The sequence below is a fragment of the Microbacterium sp. NPDC019599 genome (assembly GCF_040632175.1).
In the GTDB taxonomy this organism is placed as follows: domain Bacteria; phylum Actinomycetota; class Actinomycetes; order Actinomycetales; family Microbacteriaceae; genus Microbacterium.
On record NZ_JBEYBL010000001.1, the window covers coordinates 349,314 to 363,274 of the forward strand.

Genomic DNA, 13,961 nt, shown 5'->3' on the forward strand with positions numbered 1-13,961 from the left:
GAGAGGGGGGTCGCCGGCCTTGCCGACTTCAGAAGTCTAGGCGGCGGGCTCGGCGCCCGCGGCAAGGGCGCGGGCCGTCTCGGCCAGCCCCTCGAGGCCGCCGTCGCGGAGCGCGCGCACGAGCGCTGTGCCCACGATCGCGCCGTCGGCGTAGTCGAGCACGCCCGCGATCTGCTCGGCGTTCGAGATGCCGATCCCGACGCATGCGCGCAGCTCCCCGTCAGGGGATGCTCCGGCGTGCTCGCGCAGGCGCGCCACGAGCGTGCGGGCGGCGGCGTCGAGCTGGTCGCGCTCGCCCGTGATGCCCATCGTCGAGACGGTGTAGACGAAGCCCGTCGTGCTCCGCACGATGAGCTCGAGCCGCTCGTCGGTCGAGGTGGGCGCGGCGAGGAACACGCGGTCGAGGCCCGTGCGCTCGCTCGCGGCGATCCACTCCCCCGCCGCCTCCGGCGTGATGTCGGGCGTGATGAGCCCGGCGCCGCCGGCTGCCGCGAGGTCGTCGGCGAAGCGGTCGACGTCGTACTGCACGACGGGGTTCCAGTAGGTCATGACGAGCACGGGCACGTCGACGCGCCGGGTGATCTCGCGGACCGCCGTGAACGTGTCGCGGAGCCGGAAGCCCCCGGCGAGGGCCGCCTGCGTCGCCTCCTGGATGACCGTGCCGTCCATGACGGGGTCGGAATAGGGCGGCCCGAGCTCGAGGATGTCGACGCCGTTCTCGGCGAGCGTGACGGCCGCCTCGATGCTCGTCTCGAGGTCGGGGAACCCGATCGGGAGGTAGCCGACGAACGCACCGCGCCCCTGGGCGCGCGCGGCGTCGATGACGGCGGCGACGCGCGAGGTCACAGCTTGGTCCCTTCGCCCTTGGCGGCATCATCGGCAGGAGGTGCGACGACGGGTTCGTCGTCGTACAGCCCGAAGTACTGCGCGGCCGTGTCCATGTCCTTGTCGCCGCGACCCGAGAGGCACACCGCCAGCACGGCGTCCGGTCCGAGCTCGCGGCCGATGCGCAGCGCGCCCGCGAGGGCGTGCGCCGACTCGATCGCGGGGATGATCCCCTCGGTCGCGCTCAGGAGCCGCAGCGCCTGCATCGCCTCGTCGTCGGTCGCCGGGATGTACTCCGCGCGCCCGATCGACGCGAGCCACGCGTGCTCGGGTCCGACACCCGGGTAGTCGAGCCCCGCCGAGATCGAGTGCGACTCGATCGTCTGGCCGTCCTCGTCCTGCAGGACGTATGTCCGCGCGCCGTGCAGCACGCCGGGACGCCCGCGCTCGATCGACGCCGCGTGACGCGGCGTGTCGACGCCGTCGCCCGCCGCCTCGACGCCGTAGAGCTTGACGCCCTCGTCGTCGAGGAAGGCGTCGAACATGCCGATCGCGTTCGAGCCTCCGCCGACACACGCGAGGACAGCATCCGGGAGCCTGCCGAGCTCCCCGAGGAGCTGAGCACGCGCCTCTTCGCCGATGATCTTCTGGAAGTCGCGGACCATGGCGGGGAACGGGTGGGGCCCCGCAGCGGTGCCGAAGATGTAGTTCGTGGTCTCGACGCTCGCGACCCAGTCGCGGTACGCGTCGTTGATCGCGTCCTTGAGGGTGCGCGAGCCCGTCTTGACCGGGATGACCTCGGCGCCGAGCAGGCGCATACGGGCGACGTTGAGCGCCTGGCGCTGCGTGTCGACCTCGCCCATGTAGATCGTGCACTCGAAGCCGAAGAGCGCCGCCGCCGTGGCGGTCGCGACGCCGTGCTGACCGGCTCCGGTCTCGGCGATGACGCGCGTCTTGCCGAGGCGCTTGGTCAGCAGCGCCTGGCCGATGACGTTGTTGATCTTGTGCGAACCCGTGTGGTTGAGGTCCTCGCGCTTGAGGAAGACCCGGGCGCCGCCTGCGTGCGCCGCGAACCGCGGCACCTCGGTGAGCACCGACGGCCGCCCCGCGTACGAGTGCAGCAGCCCCGTGAACTCGGCCTGGAAGGCCGGGTCGGCGATCGCCTCCTCGTAGACGGCGGTGAGCTCGTCGATCGCGGCGATGAGCGACTCGGGCATGTAGCGCCCGCCGAAGTCGCCGAAGAAGGGGCCCTTGGCCTCACGCAGCAGCGTCACTTCGATTCGCTCCGCTCACTCGGTACGGCGCGCGCGCCTGCCTCCAGGAATGCCCCGAGCGTCGCGACGGGGTCGCCCGTCACGAGCGCCTCGCCGATCAGGACGACGTCCGCGCCGGCGGCGCGGTAGTGCGCGACGTCGGCGGGTGCGAGCACAGCGGACTCGGCGATCTTGACGGCGTCGGAAGGGATGCTGTCCGCCAGCCGGCCGAACAGGTCGCGGTCGAGCTCGAACGTCGACAGGTCGCGCGCGTTGACGCCGACGAGCCGAGCCCCGACGTCGGCCGCTCGGGCGACCTCGTCGGCCGAGTGCGTCTCGACGAGCGGAGTCATGCCGAGCTCGAGGGTGAGCGCGTGCAGGCGCGCGAGGGTGTCCTGCTCGAGCGCCGCGACGATGAGGAGCACGAGGTCGGCTCCCGACGCGCGGGCTTCGAGCACCTGGTACTCGGTCGCGATGAAGTCCTTGCGCAGCACCGGCAGCGAGACGGCGGCCTTGACGGCCTCGAGGTCGGCGAGGCTGCCCTTGAACCGGCGGCCTTCGGTCAGGACCGAGATCGCCGAGGCGCCGCCCTGCTCGTAGAGACCCGCCTGGTGGGCGGGGTCGGGGATGGCGGCGAGGTCACCGCGCGACGGGCTCGCGCGCTTGACCTCGGCGATGATCTTGACGCGGTCCGCGGGAGCGAGCGCGGCGAGGGCGTCCCGTGCGGGAGCCTGTGCGAGCGCCGCCGCCTCGACGGCTGCCAGGGGGCGCTGTGCCGCGCGCGCCTCGGCATCCTCCACCGCGCCGGCCGTCAGGTCGGCGAGCATGATCAGTGCTCTTTCGGCGCGTACTTCGGGCCGTTGACGCCGTAGCCGGCCTTGGCCATGCCCCAGCCCACGAGCAGGCCTACGACGAGGAGACCGGCCGACGCCCACACGAGGACAGGCAGATCCATGAAGAAGAACAGCGTGCCGAAGGCCACGGCGACGAGCATGATCACGACCGCCGTCCAAGCGGCGGGCGAGTGTCCGTGGCCGGGGTCGCCGATGTGGTTGCTCATGGATCTCCTCCGTATTGCTGCGGGCTCGGTCAGTCTATCGGGCTGTCGGATCGTCGCCGCGCGACAGGTCGTCCCACGAGTCGATCGCATCGTGAGGTCGGGATGCCGCCGGTCCGGCCGTCGCGGAGGCGCGGGTCGCGGCATCCGTGCTGTACTTGCGGCCGCTTCCCCGCCACCGGCGCGCCGTGGCCAGGGCGAGGAGCCCCGCTGCGAGGAGCACGATCCACGCGACGAGCGTGACGGCGGGCCACGGTGTCGTGCCGATGCCCACCACCATCGCGGCGACCGCCTCGGTGCCGGTGAGGCCCGTCGCGGTCGTCACGGTCGCCGCGACGGCGGCGAGCGGCGGGGCGAGCACGATCTGGCCGGTGAGGACGCCGAGGACGACCGCGATGACGACGGTCAGGGCGCCGAAGACGTAGCGCAGCACGAGCCCGACGATCGAGAGGGCGCCGCCGAGTGCGAGCACGGCGAGGCTCAGCGGTGCGAGCACGGGGATGGCCGCGGCCCCTGGGACGGGGAGCGCGTGGGCCGCACCGTCGGCGAGCACGACGGTGAGCCAGGTCTGGGTCGACGAGATGATGCCGACGGCGCCCGCCAGGACGGTCGCGACGACGGTGATCAGCCGGGCCCGGGCGATCATCGCTCCGGCCCGCGAACGGGCGTGAGGTCGTCGGCGTCGAAGCACGTGCGTGTGCCGGTGTGGCAGGCCGCGCCGACCTGGTCGACCTCGACGAGGATCGTGTCGCCGTCGCAGTCCAGGCGCGCGCCGCGGACGAGCTGGATGTGGCCGGACGTGTCGCCCTTGCGCCAGTACTCCCGCCGAGATCGCGACCAGAAGGTGACGCGTCCCTCGGTCAGCGTGCGGCGGAGGGCCTCGGCATCCATCCAGCCGAGCATGAGGACTTCGCGCGAGTCCCACTGCTGGATGACCGCCGCGACGAGGCCGTCGCCGTTGAAGGACACGCGCGCGATGCGCGCCTCGACAGGCTCGGCGCCCGGTGCGGGCTCGGCAGCCCGTGCGGGGTCGGTCATGCGACTCCCTCCGTCTCGCGCACGTCGATGCCGTCGGCGACCAGGGCGGACTTGACGTCGCCCACCGTGAGCTGACCGGAATGGAAGACGGATGCTGCCAGGACGGCATCCGCTCCCGCGCGGATCGCGGGTGCGAAGTGCTCGACAGCTCCTGCGCCGCCCGACGCGATGACCGGGACGCTCGAGATCTCCCGCATGAGGCCGACGAGCTCGAGGTCGAAGCCCTCGCGCGTGCCGTCGGCGTCGATCGAGTTGACCAGGAGCTCTCCGGCGCCGCGCTCGATCGCCTCGCGCGCCCAGGCGAGCGCGTCGAGGGTCGTCTCGGTGCGGCCGCCGTGGGTCGTGACGACGAAGCCGGACGGGATTCGATCGCTGAGCTCCGTCGATGCCCGCTTGACGTCGAGCGAGAGGACGAGGACCTGGGCGCCGAAGCGGTCCGCGATCTCGTCGAGCAGATCCGGACGCGCGATCGCGGCGGAGTTGACGCCGATCTTGTCGGCGCCGACGGACAGGAGCCGCGCGACGTCGTCGGCCGACCGCACCCCGCCGCCCACCGTGAGCGGGATGAAGACCTCTTCCGCCGTCCTTCGGACGACGTCGTACGTCGTCGAGCGCTCGTCGACCGTCGCAGTGACGTCGAGGAACGTGATCTCGTCGGCGCCCTGCTCGAAGTACAGGCGCGCGAGTTCGACGGGGTCGCCCATGTCGCGCAGGTTCTCGAAGTTGACGCCCTTGACGACGCGACCGGCCGCGACGTCGAGGCACGGGATGACGCGGCAGACGAGGCTCATCAGAGCCTCGCGTTGTGGATCGCGGTCACGAGGATCGCGCGTGCGCCGATCGCGTACAGCGCGTCCATGACCTGGTTGACGCCCTTGCGCGGGCTCATGACGCGCACGGCGACCCACGACGGGTCGCGCAGCGGCGAGATCGTCGGCGACTCGATGCCGGGCGCGATCGCGACGGCCTCGTCCACGAGCTGGGCGGGCAGGTCGTAGTCGATCAGCACGTACCGGCGGGCCACCAGGACGCCGCGCAGGCGCCGCAGCAGCGTGTCCGTCCCCTCGACCTCGATCGGCGCGCTGATGAGCACGGCCTCGGACTCGAGGATGACGGGGCCGAAGATCTCCAGGCCCGCCTGCTTGAGCGTCGTGCCGGTCGAGACGACGTCGGCGACGGCGTCGGCGACGCCCAGCCGCACCGCGGATTCGACAGCGCCGTCCAGCGGCACGAGGTCGACCGCGACGCCGTGATCGTCGAGGAACGCGTCGACGAGGCCCGGGTAGGCCGTCGCGACGCGCAGGCCTTCGAGGTCCTCGATCTTCGAGAAGCGCCCCGGGGGGCCCGCGAAGCGGAACGTCGAGCCGCCGAAGCCGAGCTCTTCGATTTCGCGGGCGCCCGGCATCCTGGCGTCGAACAGCAGGTCGCGGCCCGTGATGCCGACGTCGAGCGCGCCAGACCCGACGTAGGTCGCGATGTCCTTGGGACGGAGGTAGAAGAACTCGACGTCGTTCTGGGGGTCGATGACGTGCAGGTCTTTGGGGTCGCGGCGGCCGATGTAGCCCGCCTCGGAGAGCATCTCGGCGGCGGTGTCGGCGAGCGAGCCCTTGTTGGGCACGGCGATTCGCAGCATGACGGGGGCTTTCGTGTCGGAGCGTCGGTGGGGGCGGAGACGGCGCTCAGAGATGTCGGTAGACGTCCTCGAGCCCCAGGCCCTTCGAGATCATGATCACCTGCAGGTGGTACAGGAGCTGCGAGATCTCCTCGGCCGTGGCGTCCGTCGACTCGTATTCGGCCGCCATCCAGACCTCGGCGGCCTCTTCGACGATCTTCTTGCCGATGTAGTGCACCCCCGCGTCGAGCTCGGCGACGGTGCCCGATCCCTCGGGGCGCTCGACCGCTTTCGCGGAGAGCTCGGCGAACAGCTCGTCGAACGTCTTCACCATGCCAGGTTACCGGGAGGGCGGGATGCCTCGGCGCCGCGTGACGGCGGCCGGCTCAGTGGCGGTGCTCCGCGAGGTCGCGCAGGCCCGCGATCGCGGCATCCGGATCCCCCGCCCCGAACACGGCGGAGCCCGCGACGAAGGTGTCGGCACCCGCCTCGGCGGCCTGCGCGATCGTCGACTCGCCGATGCCGCCGTCGACCTGCAGCCACACAGCCGATCCCCGCTTGCGGGCCTCGTCGGCGAGGCGACGGAGCTTGGGCATCGTCTCAGGCATGAACGACTGGCCGCCGAAGCCGGGCTCGACCGTCATGACGAGGATCTGGTCGAAGTCGTCGAGCAGGTCGAAGAGGCCTTCGACGGGCGTCGCAGGCTTGACGGCGACGCCCGCCCGCGCGCCGATCGCTCGCAGGCGCCGTGCGAGCGCTACGGGCTCCTGCGCGGCCTCGAGGTGGAACGTGACGGACGCCGCCCCGAGCTCCGCGTACCCGGGCGCCCAGCGGTCGGGATTGGTGATCATGAGATGCACGTCGAGCGGGACGGGGCTCGTGGCCTGGATTCGCTCGACCATCTGCAGCCCGAACGTCAGGTTCGGCACGAAGTGGTTGTCCATGACGTCGACGTGGACGAAGTCGGCGGAGGAGATGCGCGCGAGTTCGGCCTGCATGTTCACGAAGTCCGCGGCGAGGATGCTGGGGTTGATCCGGATGCTGTCCTCGTCGTGGCGCTGCATCCGTCCATTATGGTCGAGCCGTGGATCCGATCACCGCGGTGCTGCAGGGCGTACTGGACGAGATCAGGCAGGACGACCGGGGTGCGACGGCCTCGTACATCCCCGAGCTCGCGGCCGCCGATCCCGACCGCCTGGCGTTCGGCGTCGTAGGGCCGCGCGGGCGCGTGCTCTCCGTCGGCGACGACCACGCCGAGTTCACGATCCAGTCGATCTCGAAGCCCTTCGTGCTGGCCCACGTGCTCGCCGAGCGCGGGCTGTCCGATGTGCTCGACCGCGTCGGCGCCGAGCCCAGCGGCGAGCCGTTCAACGCGATCAGCCTCGAGGAGGGCAGCGGCCGGCCGGCCAATCCCATGGTCAACGCCGGCGCGATCGCGACCACGGGGATGGTCGCCGGATCCGACGTCGAGGATCGCACATCGCGCATCGTGGAGACGCTCTCCGCCTTCGCGGGGCGTCGCCTGCTGGTCGACGAGGACGTGTACCGCTCCGAATCCTCGACCGGCGACCGCAACCGCGCCCTGGCGCACCTCATGCGCTCCTACGGCATCATCGACGCGCCCGTGGACCTCGCCGTCGAGACCTACTTCCGGCAGTGCTCGATCCTCGTCACGGTGCGCGACCTCGCCATCATGGCGAGCACCCTCGCCTTCGGCGGCGTCAATCCCGTCACCGACGAACGCGTCGTGGACGAGCGGGTCGCCCGCGACGTCCTGTCGATCATGTCGAGCTGCGGCATGTACGACTTCTCGGGCGAGTGGATGCTGCGCGTCGGCCTTCCCGCCAAGAGCGGCGTGAGCGGCGGTGTCCTCGCCGTCGCCCCCTCGCAGTTCGGCGTCGCGGCGTTCAGCCCCCGGCTCGACGAGCACGGCAACAGCGTGCGCGGGCAGGCGATCGTCGAGGCCCTGTCGGACCGCATGGGCATGCACCTGCTCGAGCCGCACGAGAGCATCTCGCAGCCTGTCGTCGACGTCGTCGAATCGCCGGACGGACGGGTCATCAGGCTGAGCGGCGAGCTCGGCTACGCAGCCGCAGAGCGCGTGCTGGCTGCGCTGCGCGACCTCGCCGCCGTGACGCCCTCGGATGCCGTCATCCTCGTCGACGGCCGTGAACTCGCTCGCGCGCATCCGGTGGCGATGGTCGCGCTGCGCGGTGAGCTGGAAGCCCTGCACTCCGCCGTCCGCTTCGTGGAGTGATCCCCGAGGCTCAGACCTTGCGAAGGAGCGAGATCGACATCGCGTCGGTGTTGTGCCGGTGCGGCCACAGCTGCGCGCGCCCCGAGCCGTCCGACTGGTCGGGCAGCCGCGGATCCGTCGTAGCGATGCTGCGGACGACCTCGCGCGCGTCGAGCTCCTCGATCGCGCCGCCGAAGCCGCGGCGGACCTCGGCCACGACTCCCGCCGTCTCGGCGAGGTGCGGCGAGCACGTGACGTAGGCGACGATGCCCCCGGGTCGGAGGGCGACGATCGCGGCCGTCAGCAGCTCGGTCTGCAGCTCGGTCAGGGACGGCACGTCTGCGGGGGACTTCCGCCAGCGCGCCTCGGGCCGGCGGCGCAGGGCGCCCAGTCCCGTGCACGGCGCGTCGACGAGGATGCGGTCGTAGGCGCCGGGCTGATCCGCCGCGCGGACGCGTCCGTCCTCCTCCGACACCGGGACGTCGATGGGCACACCGGCGATCGCCCGCCGCACGAGCCCCGCGCGTGCCGGAGAGACCTCGTTCGCCTCGAGGCTCGCACCGCCTGCGAGGGCTTCGGCCGCGAGGACCGCGGTCTTGCCGCCGGGCCCCGCGCACAGGTCGAGCCACCGCTCCCCCGGTCGCACGGGCTCGGCCCGCGTGAGTGCGAGGGCGGCGAGCTGTGAGCCCTCGTCCTGCACGCGGACACGTCCCTCCGAGCCCGTGACGAGCGACTCCGGGTCGCCGCCCGCGAGCCGGAAGCCGAAGGGTGAGAACGGCGTGCGACGTGCGTCGCCCGGCACCTCGGCGAGACCCGGGAGCGCCGCCATCGTGACGCGCGGCGATGCGTTGTCGGCTGTCAGGAGCGCCTCGAGCTCGTCGGCGCGACCCTCCGCGGCCAGAGCCCGACGGAAGGCGCGCACGATCCACACCGGGTGCGAGAACATCAGCCCGAGCCGCTCATCGTCGGACCTCGCGGACTGCTCGACGCGCGTCATCCAGTCTCCCGGCGTGTCGCGCGAGATGCGCCGAAGGACGGCGTTGACGAATCCGGAGGCACCTCGGCCGGTGCCGCGGACCAGCTCCACCGACTCGTGCACCGCGGCGTGGGACGCGACACGGGTCGACAGGAGCTGGTGCACCCCGAGGCGGAGCGCGTCGATGACCGACGAGTCGATGTCCTGCACGGGACGGTCGGCCGCGATCGCGATGACGGCGTCGTAGGTCCCGCGCCGGCGGAGAGTGCCGTATGTGAGCTCCGTCGCGAGTGCGGCGTCAGCGGTGGACAGGCCGGCCCGGTCGATCGCGGCGGGGAGCAGGAGGTTGGCGTAGGCGTCGGACTCGCCGACGGCCTGAAGGACATCGTGCGCGACCCGGCGCGGGGCGCTCGCGGTCACGATGCCACCACCCGTCCTCCGGCGCGCAGCCCTCGCCACCAGTCCGGGGCATGCATCAAGCCCTTTCCCGCCGGCTGGACGAGCTCGAGCACGATGGGCTCGGACCCGGTCCCCGCCTGCACGGTCTTGCCGACGAGCGCGAGCTCGCCGGGGGCGAGAGCGGCGGAGCCGTCGGGAGCGGGCGCGGCGGCGTGCACCTTGAGGCGTGCCCCGTCCAGCGCCGTGTGGGCGCCTGGCTCGGGCGTGACGCCGCGGATGCGAGCGAGCACGGCCTCCCGCGGATCCGTCCACGGGATCCGGCCGTCCTCGAGGGTGAGCTTCGCCGCGAACGTCGGCTCGCCCACCTGGGGCTGCGCCACGGCGGTGCCGGCGGCGATCCCGTCGACGACGTCGGCCACGACCTCCGCCCCGCGCACGGCGAGATCGGCGAGCAGCTCCCCCGCCGTCGCGTCGCCGGGCACGGGCGTCCGCAGCACCGAGAAGACGTCGCCCGCGTCGAGCTCGGGCACGAGCTGGAACACGGCGGCGCCGGTCTCGGCATCCCCCGCGATGATGGCCCGCTGCACGGGAGCGGCGCCCCGCCAGCGCGGGAGGAGCGAGAAGTGGAGGTTGATCCAGCCGTGGGCGGGCAGCGAGAGGAGCGGCTCGCGCACGAGGCCGCCGTACGCGACGATGACGCCGAGGTCGGGCTCGACGGCGCGCACCGCCTCGGTCGCGTCGGCGTCGAGCCGGTCGGCCTTGATGACGGGGATGCCGAGCTCGGCCGCCGCCTGCGCGACGGGCGACGGCGTCAGGACGCGCTTGCGTCCGAGCGGCGCGTCCGCGCGGGTCACGACGGCGACGACGTCGTGGTCGGATGCCGCGAGGCGGCGCAGTGTCGGGACGGCGGCATCCGGCGTCCCGGCGAAGACGAGGCGCATGGGGCTCCTCACAGGTCGAGATCGGGCACGTCGACCCGCACTCTGAGTGTATTGCGCGAGCCCGCCGCCTTGCCCCGCGGACCCTTCCGCGCGCGCAGTGCGTCGGACACGACCGAGGATCGCAGGCTCTCGGTCACGCGCGCGCCTGCCCCGTAGTCGAAGCGGACGAGCGCGCGGACGGTCTCGTCGCCGTGCGGGACGGGACCGAGGACATCGCCCGCCTCGGACTCGGGCACGGCGTCGCGCAGCGCCGCGAGAGCCGTCGCGACGGTCTGCGGCGGTCCCTCGAGCACCGCGACGCGCACGGCCGGCGGCATGCGCAGAGGCGTCCGGTCGGAGAGCTCGGAGCGGGCGTAGGACGCCGGCGTCCAGGTCGCGAGGGCCCGCGCGACAGCTCCCGTCACGCCGACGAGGTGCACGGGCGCACCGGGTGCGGACAGCGCCGCCGCGTTCATCCACCAGCGCAGGGCGGACTCGCCGATCCGCAGATCGTCGGCGAGCAGCATCCGCTCCCCGTCGAGGAGGATCACGGCGCGGTAGCCGCCGTCGGCGATGGGCTCGGCGCCCCTCGTCGCGATGACGAGCGCAGGCCGCGCATCGACGCGGAGCACCTGGTGCTCGCCGTCCGCCACGATGACGCGCACACCGGGGAACGCGCGCCCCAGCTCGTCGGCCGTGCGCTCGCTGCCGGACGAGGCCATGCGCACGCGCGTCGACTGACAGTGCGGACACGTCCAGCCGTTCGCGGCGCGGCCGCACCAGCCGCATTCGGGCACCGCGCCGGGTCGGGCGGCCTTGAGCGGCCCGGCGCAGTGCGCGCAGCGCGCGGGCCGGCGGCACTCGGCGCACACGAGGACCGGCGCGTAGCCCGGGCGGGCGACCTGCACGAGGACCGGCCCGTGCGCGAGCGCCTCGCGCGCGGCTGCGAAGGCCGCCGACGGCACGCGCGCACCGCGGGACTCGCCTTCCCGCGTCGCGCTCATGACGACGCGCGGGCTCATGCGGCGCGCGGGCGCGAGGTCGCGGAGCCACCCGACGCCGACGAGCCGCTCGACGTCGCTCGTGCGGGTGTGGGCCGCGAAGAGGAGGGCGCAGCCGTCCAGCTCCTGACGGACGAGGGCCGCGTCGCGCGCGTGCACCCCGGGACTGAGCGGCTCGTCGAGCAGAGGGTCGCCGTCGTCCCAGACCGCGATGAGGCCGGGCTCGTGGACGGGCGCGTACACGGCGGACCGGCTGCCCACGACGATGCAGGGGGCGGCATCGAGCGTGCGGAGGAAGCCCGCGTACCGCGAAGGCGAGGACTGGCGCGCGTCGTGGCGCACGAGGGCTTGAGGCGGGATGCGCCCCTCGAGGGCGGCCTCGAGCTGCGCCTGGTCGCGGTGGTCCGGCACGACCAGGATCGCGCTGCGCCCGCGGGCGAGCGTCGCGGCGGCCGCCGCAGCGAGCAGCTCGGCCCAGGCCCCGACCCACGCACCCTCGGCCGCCTGGACCACCCGCGCGGGCGCCTCCAGTGCGAGGCGCGCTCCGGCGTCCAGCCCGTCGGCGAGGCCCGGGAACGCAGCGAGCACGCCTGAGGCCCACTCCGAAGCGGCCGTGTCGACGACGGGAATCGTTGGCCGGGGTGCCGCGAGCCAGGCCTTCTCGGCGCGCACCATGCGCTTGGGGATGGCGAGGCGGAGGATGTCGGAGGCCGACCCCGCCGCACGGTCGGCGGCGCGGCGGGCGAGCGCATAGAGCCGGTCCGGCAGGACGCGCACGGGCGAGAGGACCGAGTCGAGCTCGGAGAGGGGCCGGTCGCCCGCCTCCTCCTCGCCGCGCTCGACGATGTACCCGTCGACGACACGACCGGCCGAGCGCAGCGGCACGCGGACGCGGACGCCGGGCTGAGCATCCGCCTCCCACTCGGCCGGGATCGCGTAGTCGAACAGCCGGTCGAGCTGCGGGAGCGGCGAGTCGAGGAGGACGCGCGCGATCGGTCGCGCGGTCACGACGGGTCCGCGGCGAAGCGCGTCAGGACGTTCCGGCGGAGACGCCGCGCCACGTCACAGCCCGGCTGCGGCGCGGAGCTCTTCGACGCGGTCGGTGCGCTCCCACGTGAAGTCGGGCAGCTCACGGCCGAAGTGGCCGTACGCGGCCGTCTGGGCGTAGATGGGACGCAGCAGGTCGAGGCGGTCGATGATCGCCTTCGGTCGGAGGTCGAAGACGCTGCGGATCGCGTCCGTGATCGTCTCGTCCGCGACGTGTCCTGTGCCGAAGGACTCGACGTACAGGCCGACGGGCTTGGCCTTGCCGATCGCGTACGCGACCTGGACCTCGAGGCGATCGGCGAGACCGGCCGCGACGGCGTTCTTGGCGACCCAGCGCATCGCGTACGCCGCGGAGCGGTCGACCTTCGAGGGGTCCTTGCCGCTGAACGCGCCGCCGCCGTGGCGTGACGCGCCGCCATATGTGTCGATGATGATCTTGCGCCCCGTGAGCCCCGCGTCACCCTTCGGACCACCCGTCACGAACGGCCCGGCGGGGTTGATGTAGTACTTGACGTCCGGCGTGTCGAGGCCCGTCTGCGCCAGGACCGGGTCGATGACCTCGGCGCGCACGATCGCGCGCAGCTCGTCCTGCGAGATGTCGGGGTGGTGCTGCGTCGACAGCACGACGGACTCGACCGTCTTGGGGGTCTGGCCGTCGTAGCCGAGCGTCACCTGCGTCTTGCCGTCCGGACGGAGGAACGGCAGCGCGCCGGATCGGCGGACCTGAGCGAGGCGCTCGGCCATGCGGTGCGCCGTCCACGCGGCCATCGGCATGAGCTGCGGCGTCTCGATGGTGGCGTAGCCGAACATGATGCCCTGGTCGCCGGCCCCCTGGAGGTCGTGCGGGTCCTCCGAGCCGTCCTCGCGGCGCTCGAACGCCTTGTTGACGCCCGCTGCGATGTCGGACGACTGCGCGCCGATCGAGACGCTCACACCGCACGAGTCCCCGTCGAAGCCGGTCTCGCTCGACGTGTAGCCGATGCGGTTGACGACGTCTCGGACGATCGCCGGGATCTCGACGTACGCGCGTGTGGAGACCTCGCCGGCGACGTGCACGAGACCCGTCGTCACGAGCGTCTCGACCGCGACGCGGCCCTGCGGGTCGTCCGCGAGGATCGCGTCGAGGATGCTGTCGGAGATCTGGTCGCAGATCTTGTCGGGGTGCCCCTCCGTGACGGACTCGGAGGTGAACAGACGCAGCTCGGTCATCAAGGCTCCAGGATCGTGGCGAGGCGGATTCGCACCAGTCTGCAGGCGGGCGCCGACACCGTCGCGGCTCGCGCCGCGCGGCGTCATGCGCCCGGGATCACTCGACCGAGCGGAGGCGGAGCTTGTCCTCGTTGATCTCGTGGAGCGCGATCGTGAGCGGCTTGTCCTCGACGGTCGAGTCGACGAGCGGGCCGACGTTGTCGAAGAGGTTCCCCTCGTGCAGGTCCGAGTAGTAGTCGTTGATCTGGCGCGCGCGCTTGGCCGCGTAGATGACGAGCTGGTACTTCGAGTCGACCTTGTCGAGCAGGTTGTCGATGGGGGGCTCGATGATGCCCTGGTTCGTTCCGGCCATGGGGGAACCTCCTGGTTCGGGGGCGGATGTCGGTGC

16 protein-coding genes are annotated in these 13,961 nt (G+C 72.6%); 1 reads left to right on the top strand and 15 read right to left on the bottom strand.

Annotated elements, in window-relative coordinates; genetic code table 11:
* Nucleotides 1-36: 36 nt before the first annotated feature.
* From trpA to rpe, 10 genes are read right to left on the bottom strand one after another with little or no spacing between them, the layout of a single operon-like run.
* On the bottom strand, nucleotides 37-846 hold the full coding sequence (gene trpA, locus ABZ477_RS01615) for a tryptophan synthase subunit alpha (protein WP_360126833.1): 810 nt from the start codon (nucleotides 844-846) through the stop codon (nucleotides 37-39).
* Entirely contained in the window at nucleotides 843-2,099 is a 1,257-nt protein-coding gene (gene trpB / locus ABZ477_RS01620) for a tryptophan synthase subunit beta (protein ID WP_360126836.1), read from the bottom strand. Before trpB ends, trpA begins: the two co-directional genes overlap by 4 nt.
* Entirely contained in the window at nucleotides 2,096-2,905 is an 810-nt protein-coding gene (gene trpC / locus ABZ477_RS01625; protein ID WP_360126839.1) for an indole-3-glycerol phosphate synthase TrpC, read from the bottom strand. The genes trpB and trpC overlap by 4 nt, the downstream gene beginning before the upstream one ends.
* A 2-nt stretch (nucleotides 2,906-2,907) precedes the next feature.
* The gene (locus ABZ477_RS01630; protein WP_360126842.1) at nucleotides 2,908-3,138 is read right to left on the bottom strand and encodes a DUF6704 family protein; all 231 of its coding nucleotides are present in this window, start codon (nucleotides 3,136-3,138) and stop codon (nucleotides 2,908-2,910) included.
* Between the two features lie 34 nt (nucleotides 3,139-3,172).
* Nucleotides 3,173-3,781 (bottom strand): Trp biosynthesis-associated membrane protein, encoded by a 609-nt coding sequence (locus ABZ477_RS01635; RefSeq protein ID WP_360126844.1) that lies wholly within the window; start codon nucleotides 3,779-3,781, stop codon nucleotides 3,173-3,175.
* Nucleotides 3,778-4,173, bottom strand: a complete 396-nt coding sequence (gene hisI / locus ABZ477_RS01640) for a phosphoribosyl-AMP cyclohydrolase (protein WP_360126847.1) — start codon at nucleotides 4,171-4,173, stop codon at nucleotides 3,778-3,780. The genes ABZ477_RS01635 and hisI overlap by 4 nt, the downstream gene beginning before the upstream one ends.
* Nucleotides 4,170-4,964 carry an imidazole glycerol phosphate synthase subunit HisF gene (hisF, locus tag ABZ477_RS01645; protein WP_360126850.1) on the bottom strand — a complete coding sequence of 265 codons (795 nt, stop codon included), beginning with the start codon at nucleotides 4,962-4,964 and terminating at the stop codon, nucleotides 4,170-4,172. The genes hisI and hisF overlap by 4 nt, the downstream gene beginning before the upstream one ends.
* Complete coding sequence (gene hisG / locus ABZ477_RS01650; protein WP_360126853.1) at nucleotides 4,964-5,806, bottom strand: ATP phosphoribosyltransferase; 843 nt, start codon at nucleotides 5,804-5,806, stop codon at nucleotides 4,964-4,966. Before hisG ends, hisF begins: the two co-directional genes overlap by 1 nt.
* Before the next feature lie 46 nt (nucleotides 5,807-5,852).
* Nucleotides 5,853-6,116, bottom strand: a complete 264-nt coding sequence (locus tag ABZ477_RS01655) for a phosphoribosyl-ATP diphosphatase (RefSeq protein ID WP_243074757.1) — start codon at nucleotides 6,114-6,116, stop codon at nucleotides 5,853-5,855.
* Between the two features lie 55 nt (nucleotides 6,117-6,171).
* Nucleotides 6,172-6,849, bottom strand: a complete 678-nt coding sequence (gene rpe / locus ABZ477_RS01660; RefSeq protein WP_360126858.1) for a ribulose-phosphate 3-epimerase — start codon at nucleotides 6,847-6,849, stop codon at nucleotides 6,172-6,174.
* Between the two features lie 20 nt (nucleotides 6,850-6,869).
* Here rpe and glsA point away from each other — a divergent pair, with 20 nt between their 5' ends.
* Complete coding sequence (glsA, locus tag ABZ477_RS01665; RefSeq protein ID WP_360126861.1) at nucleotides 6,870-8,042, top strand: glutaminase A; 1,173 nt, start codon at nucleotides 6,870-6,872, stop codon at nucleotides 8,040-8,042.
* A gap of 10 nt (nucleotides 8,043-8,052) precedes the next feature.
* Here the strand turns inward: glsA and ABZ477_RS01670 are convergent, their stop codons facing one another.
* The 5 genes from ABZ477_RS01670 to rpoZ all read right to left on the bottom strand — a co-directional run bounded on the left by ABZ477_RS01670 (nucleotide 8,053) and on the right by rpoZ (nucleotide 13,925).
* On the bottom strand, nucleotides 8,053-9,417 hold the full coding sequence (locus tag ABZ477_RS01670; RefSeq protein WP_360126864.1) for a transcription antitermination factor NusB: 1,365 nt from the start codon (nucleotides 9,415-9,417) through the stop codon (nucleotides 8,053-8,055).
* Nucleotides 9,414-10,337 carry a methionyl-tRNA formyltransferase gene (fmt, locus tag ABZ477_RS01675; RefSeq protein WP_360126866.1) on the bottom strand — a complete coding sequence of 308 codons (924 nt, stop codon included), beginning with the start codon at nucleotides 10,335-10,337 and terminating at the stop codon, nucleotides 9,414-9,416. Before fmt ends, ABZ477_RS01670 begins: the two co-directional genes overlap by 4 nt.
* A gap of 8 nt (nucleotides 10,338-10,345) precedes the next feature.
* A complete protein-coding gene (locus ABZ477_RS01680; protein WP_360126869.1) occupies nucleotides 10,346-12,325 on the bottom strand; it encodes a primosomal protein N' in 1,980 nt (659 codons plus the stop codon).
* Between the two features lie 54 nt (nucleotides 12,326-12,379).
* Nucleotides 12,380-13,573: a methionine adenosyltransferase gene (metK, locus tag ABZ477_RS01685; protein ID WP_360126871.1), complete on the bottom strand. Its 1,194-nt coding sequence runs from the start codon at nucleotides 13,571-13,573 to the stop codon at nucleotides 12,380-12,382.
* 97 nt (nucleotides 13,574-13,670) lie between these two features.
* Nucleotides 13,671-13,925: a DNA-directed RNA polymerase subunit omega gene (gene rpoZ / locus ABZ477_RS01690; protein WP_360126873.1), complete on the bottom strand. Its 255-nt coding sequence runs from the start codon at nucleotides 13,923-13,925 to the stop codon at nucleotides 13,671-13,673.
* Between the last annotated feature and the right edge of the window lie 36 nt (nucleotides 13,926-13,961).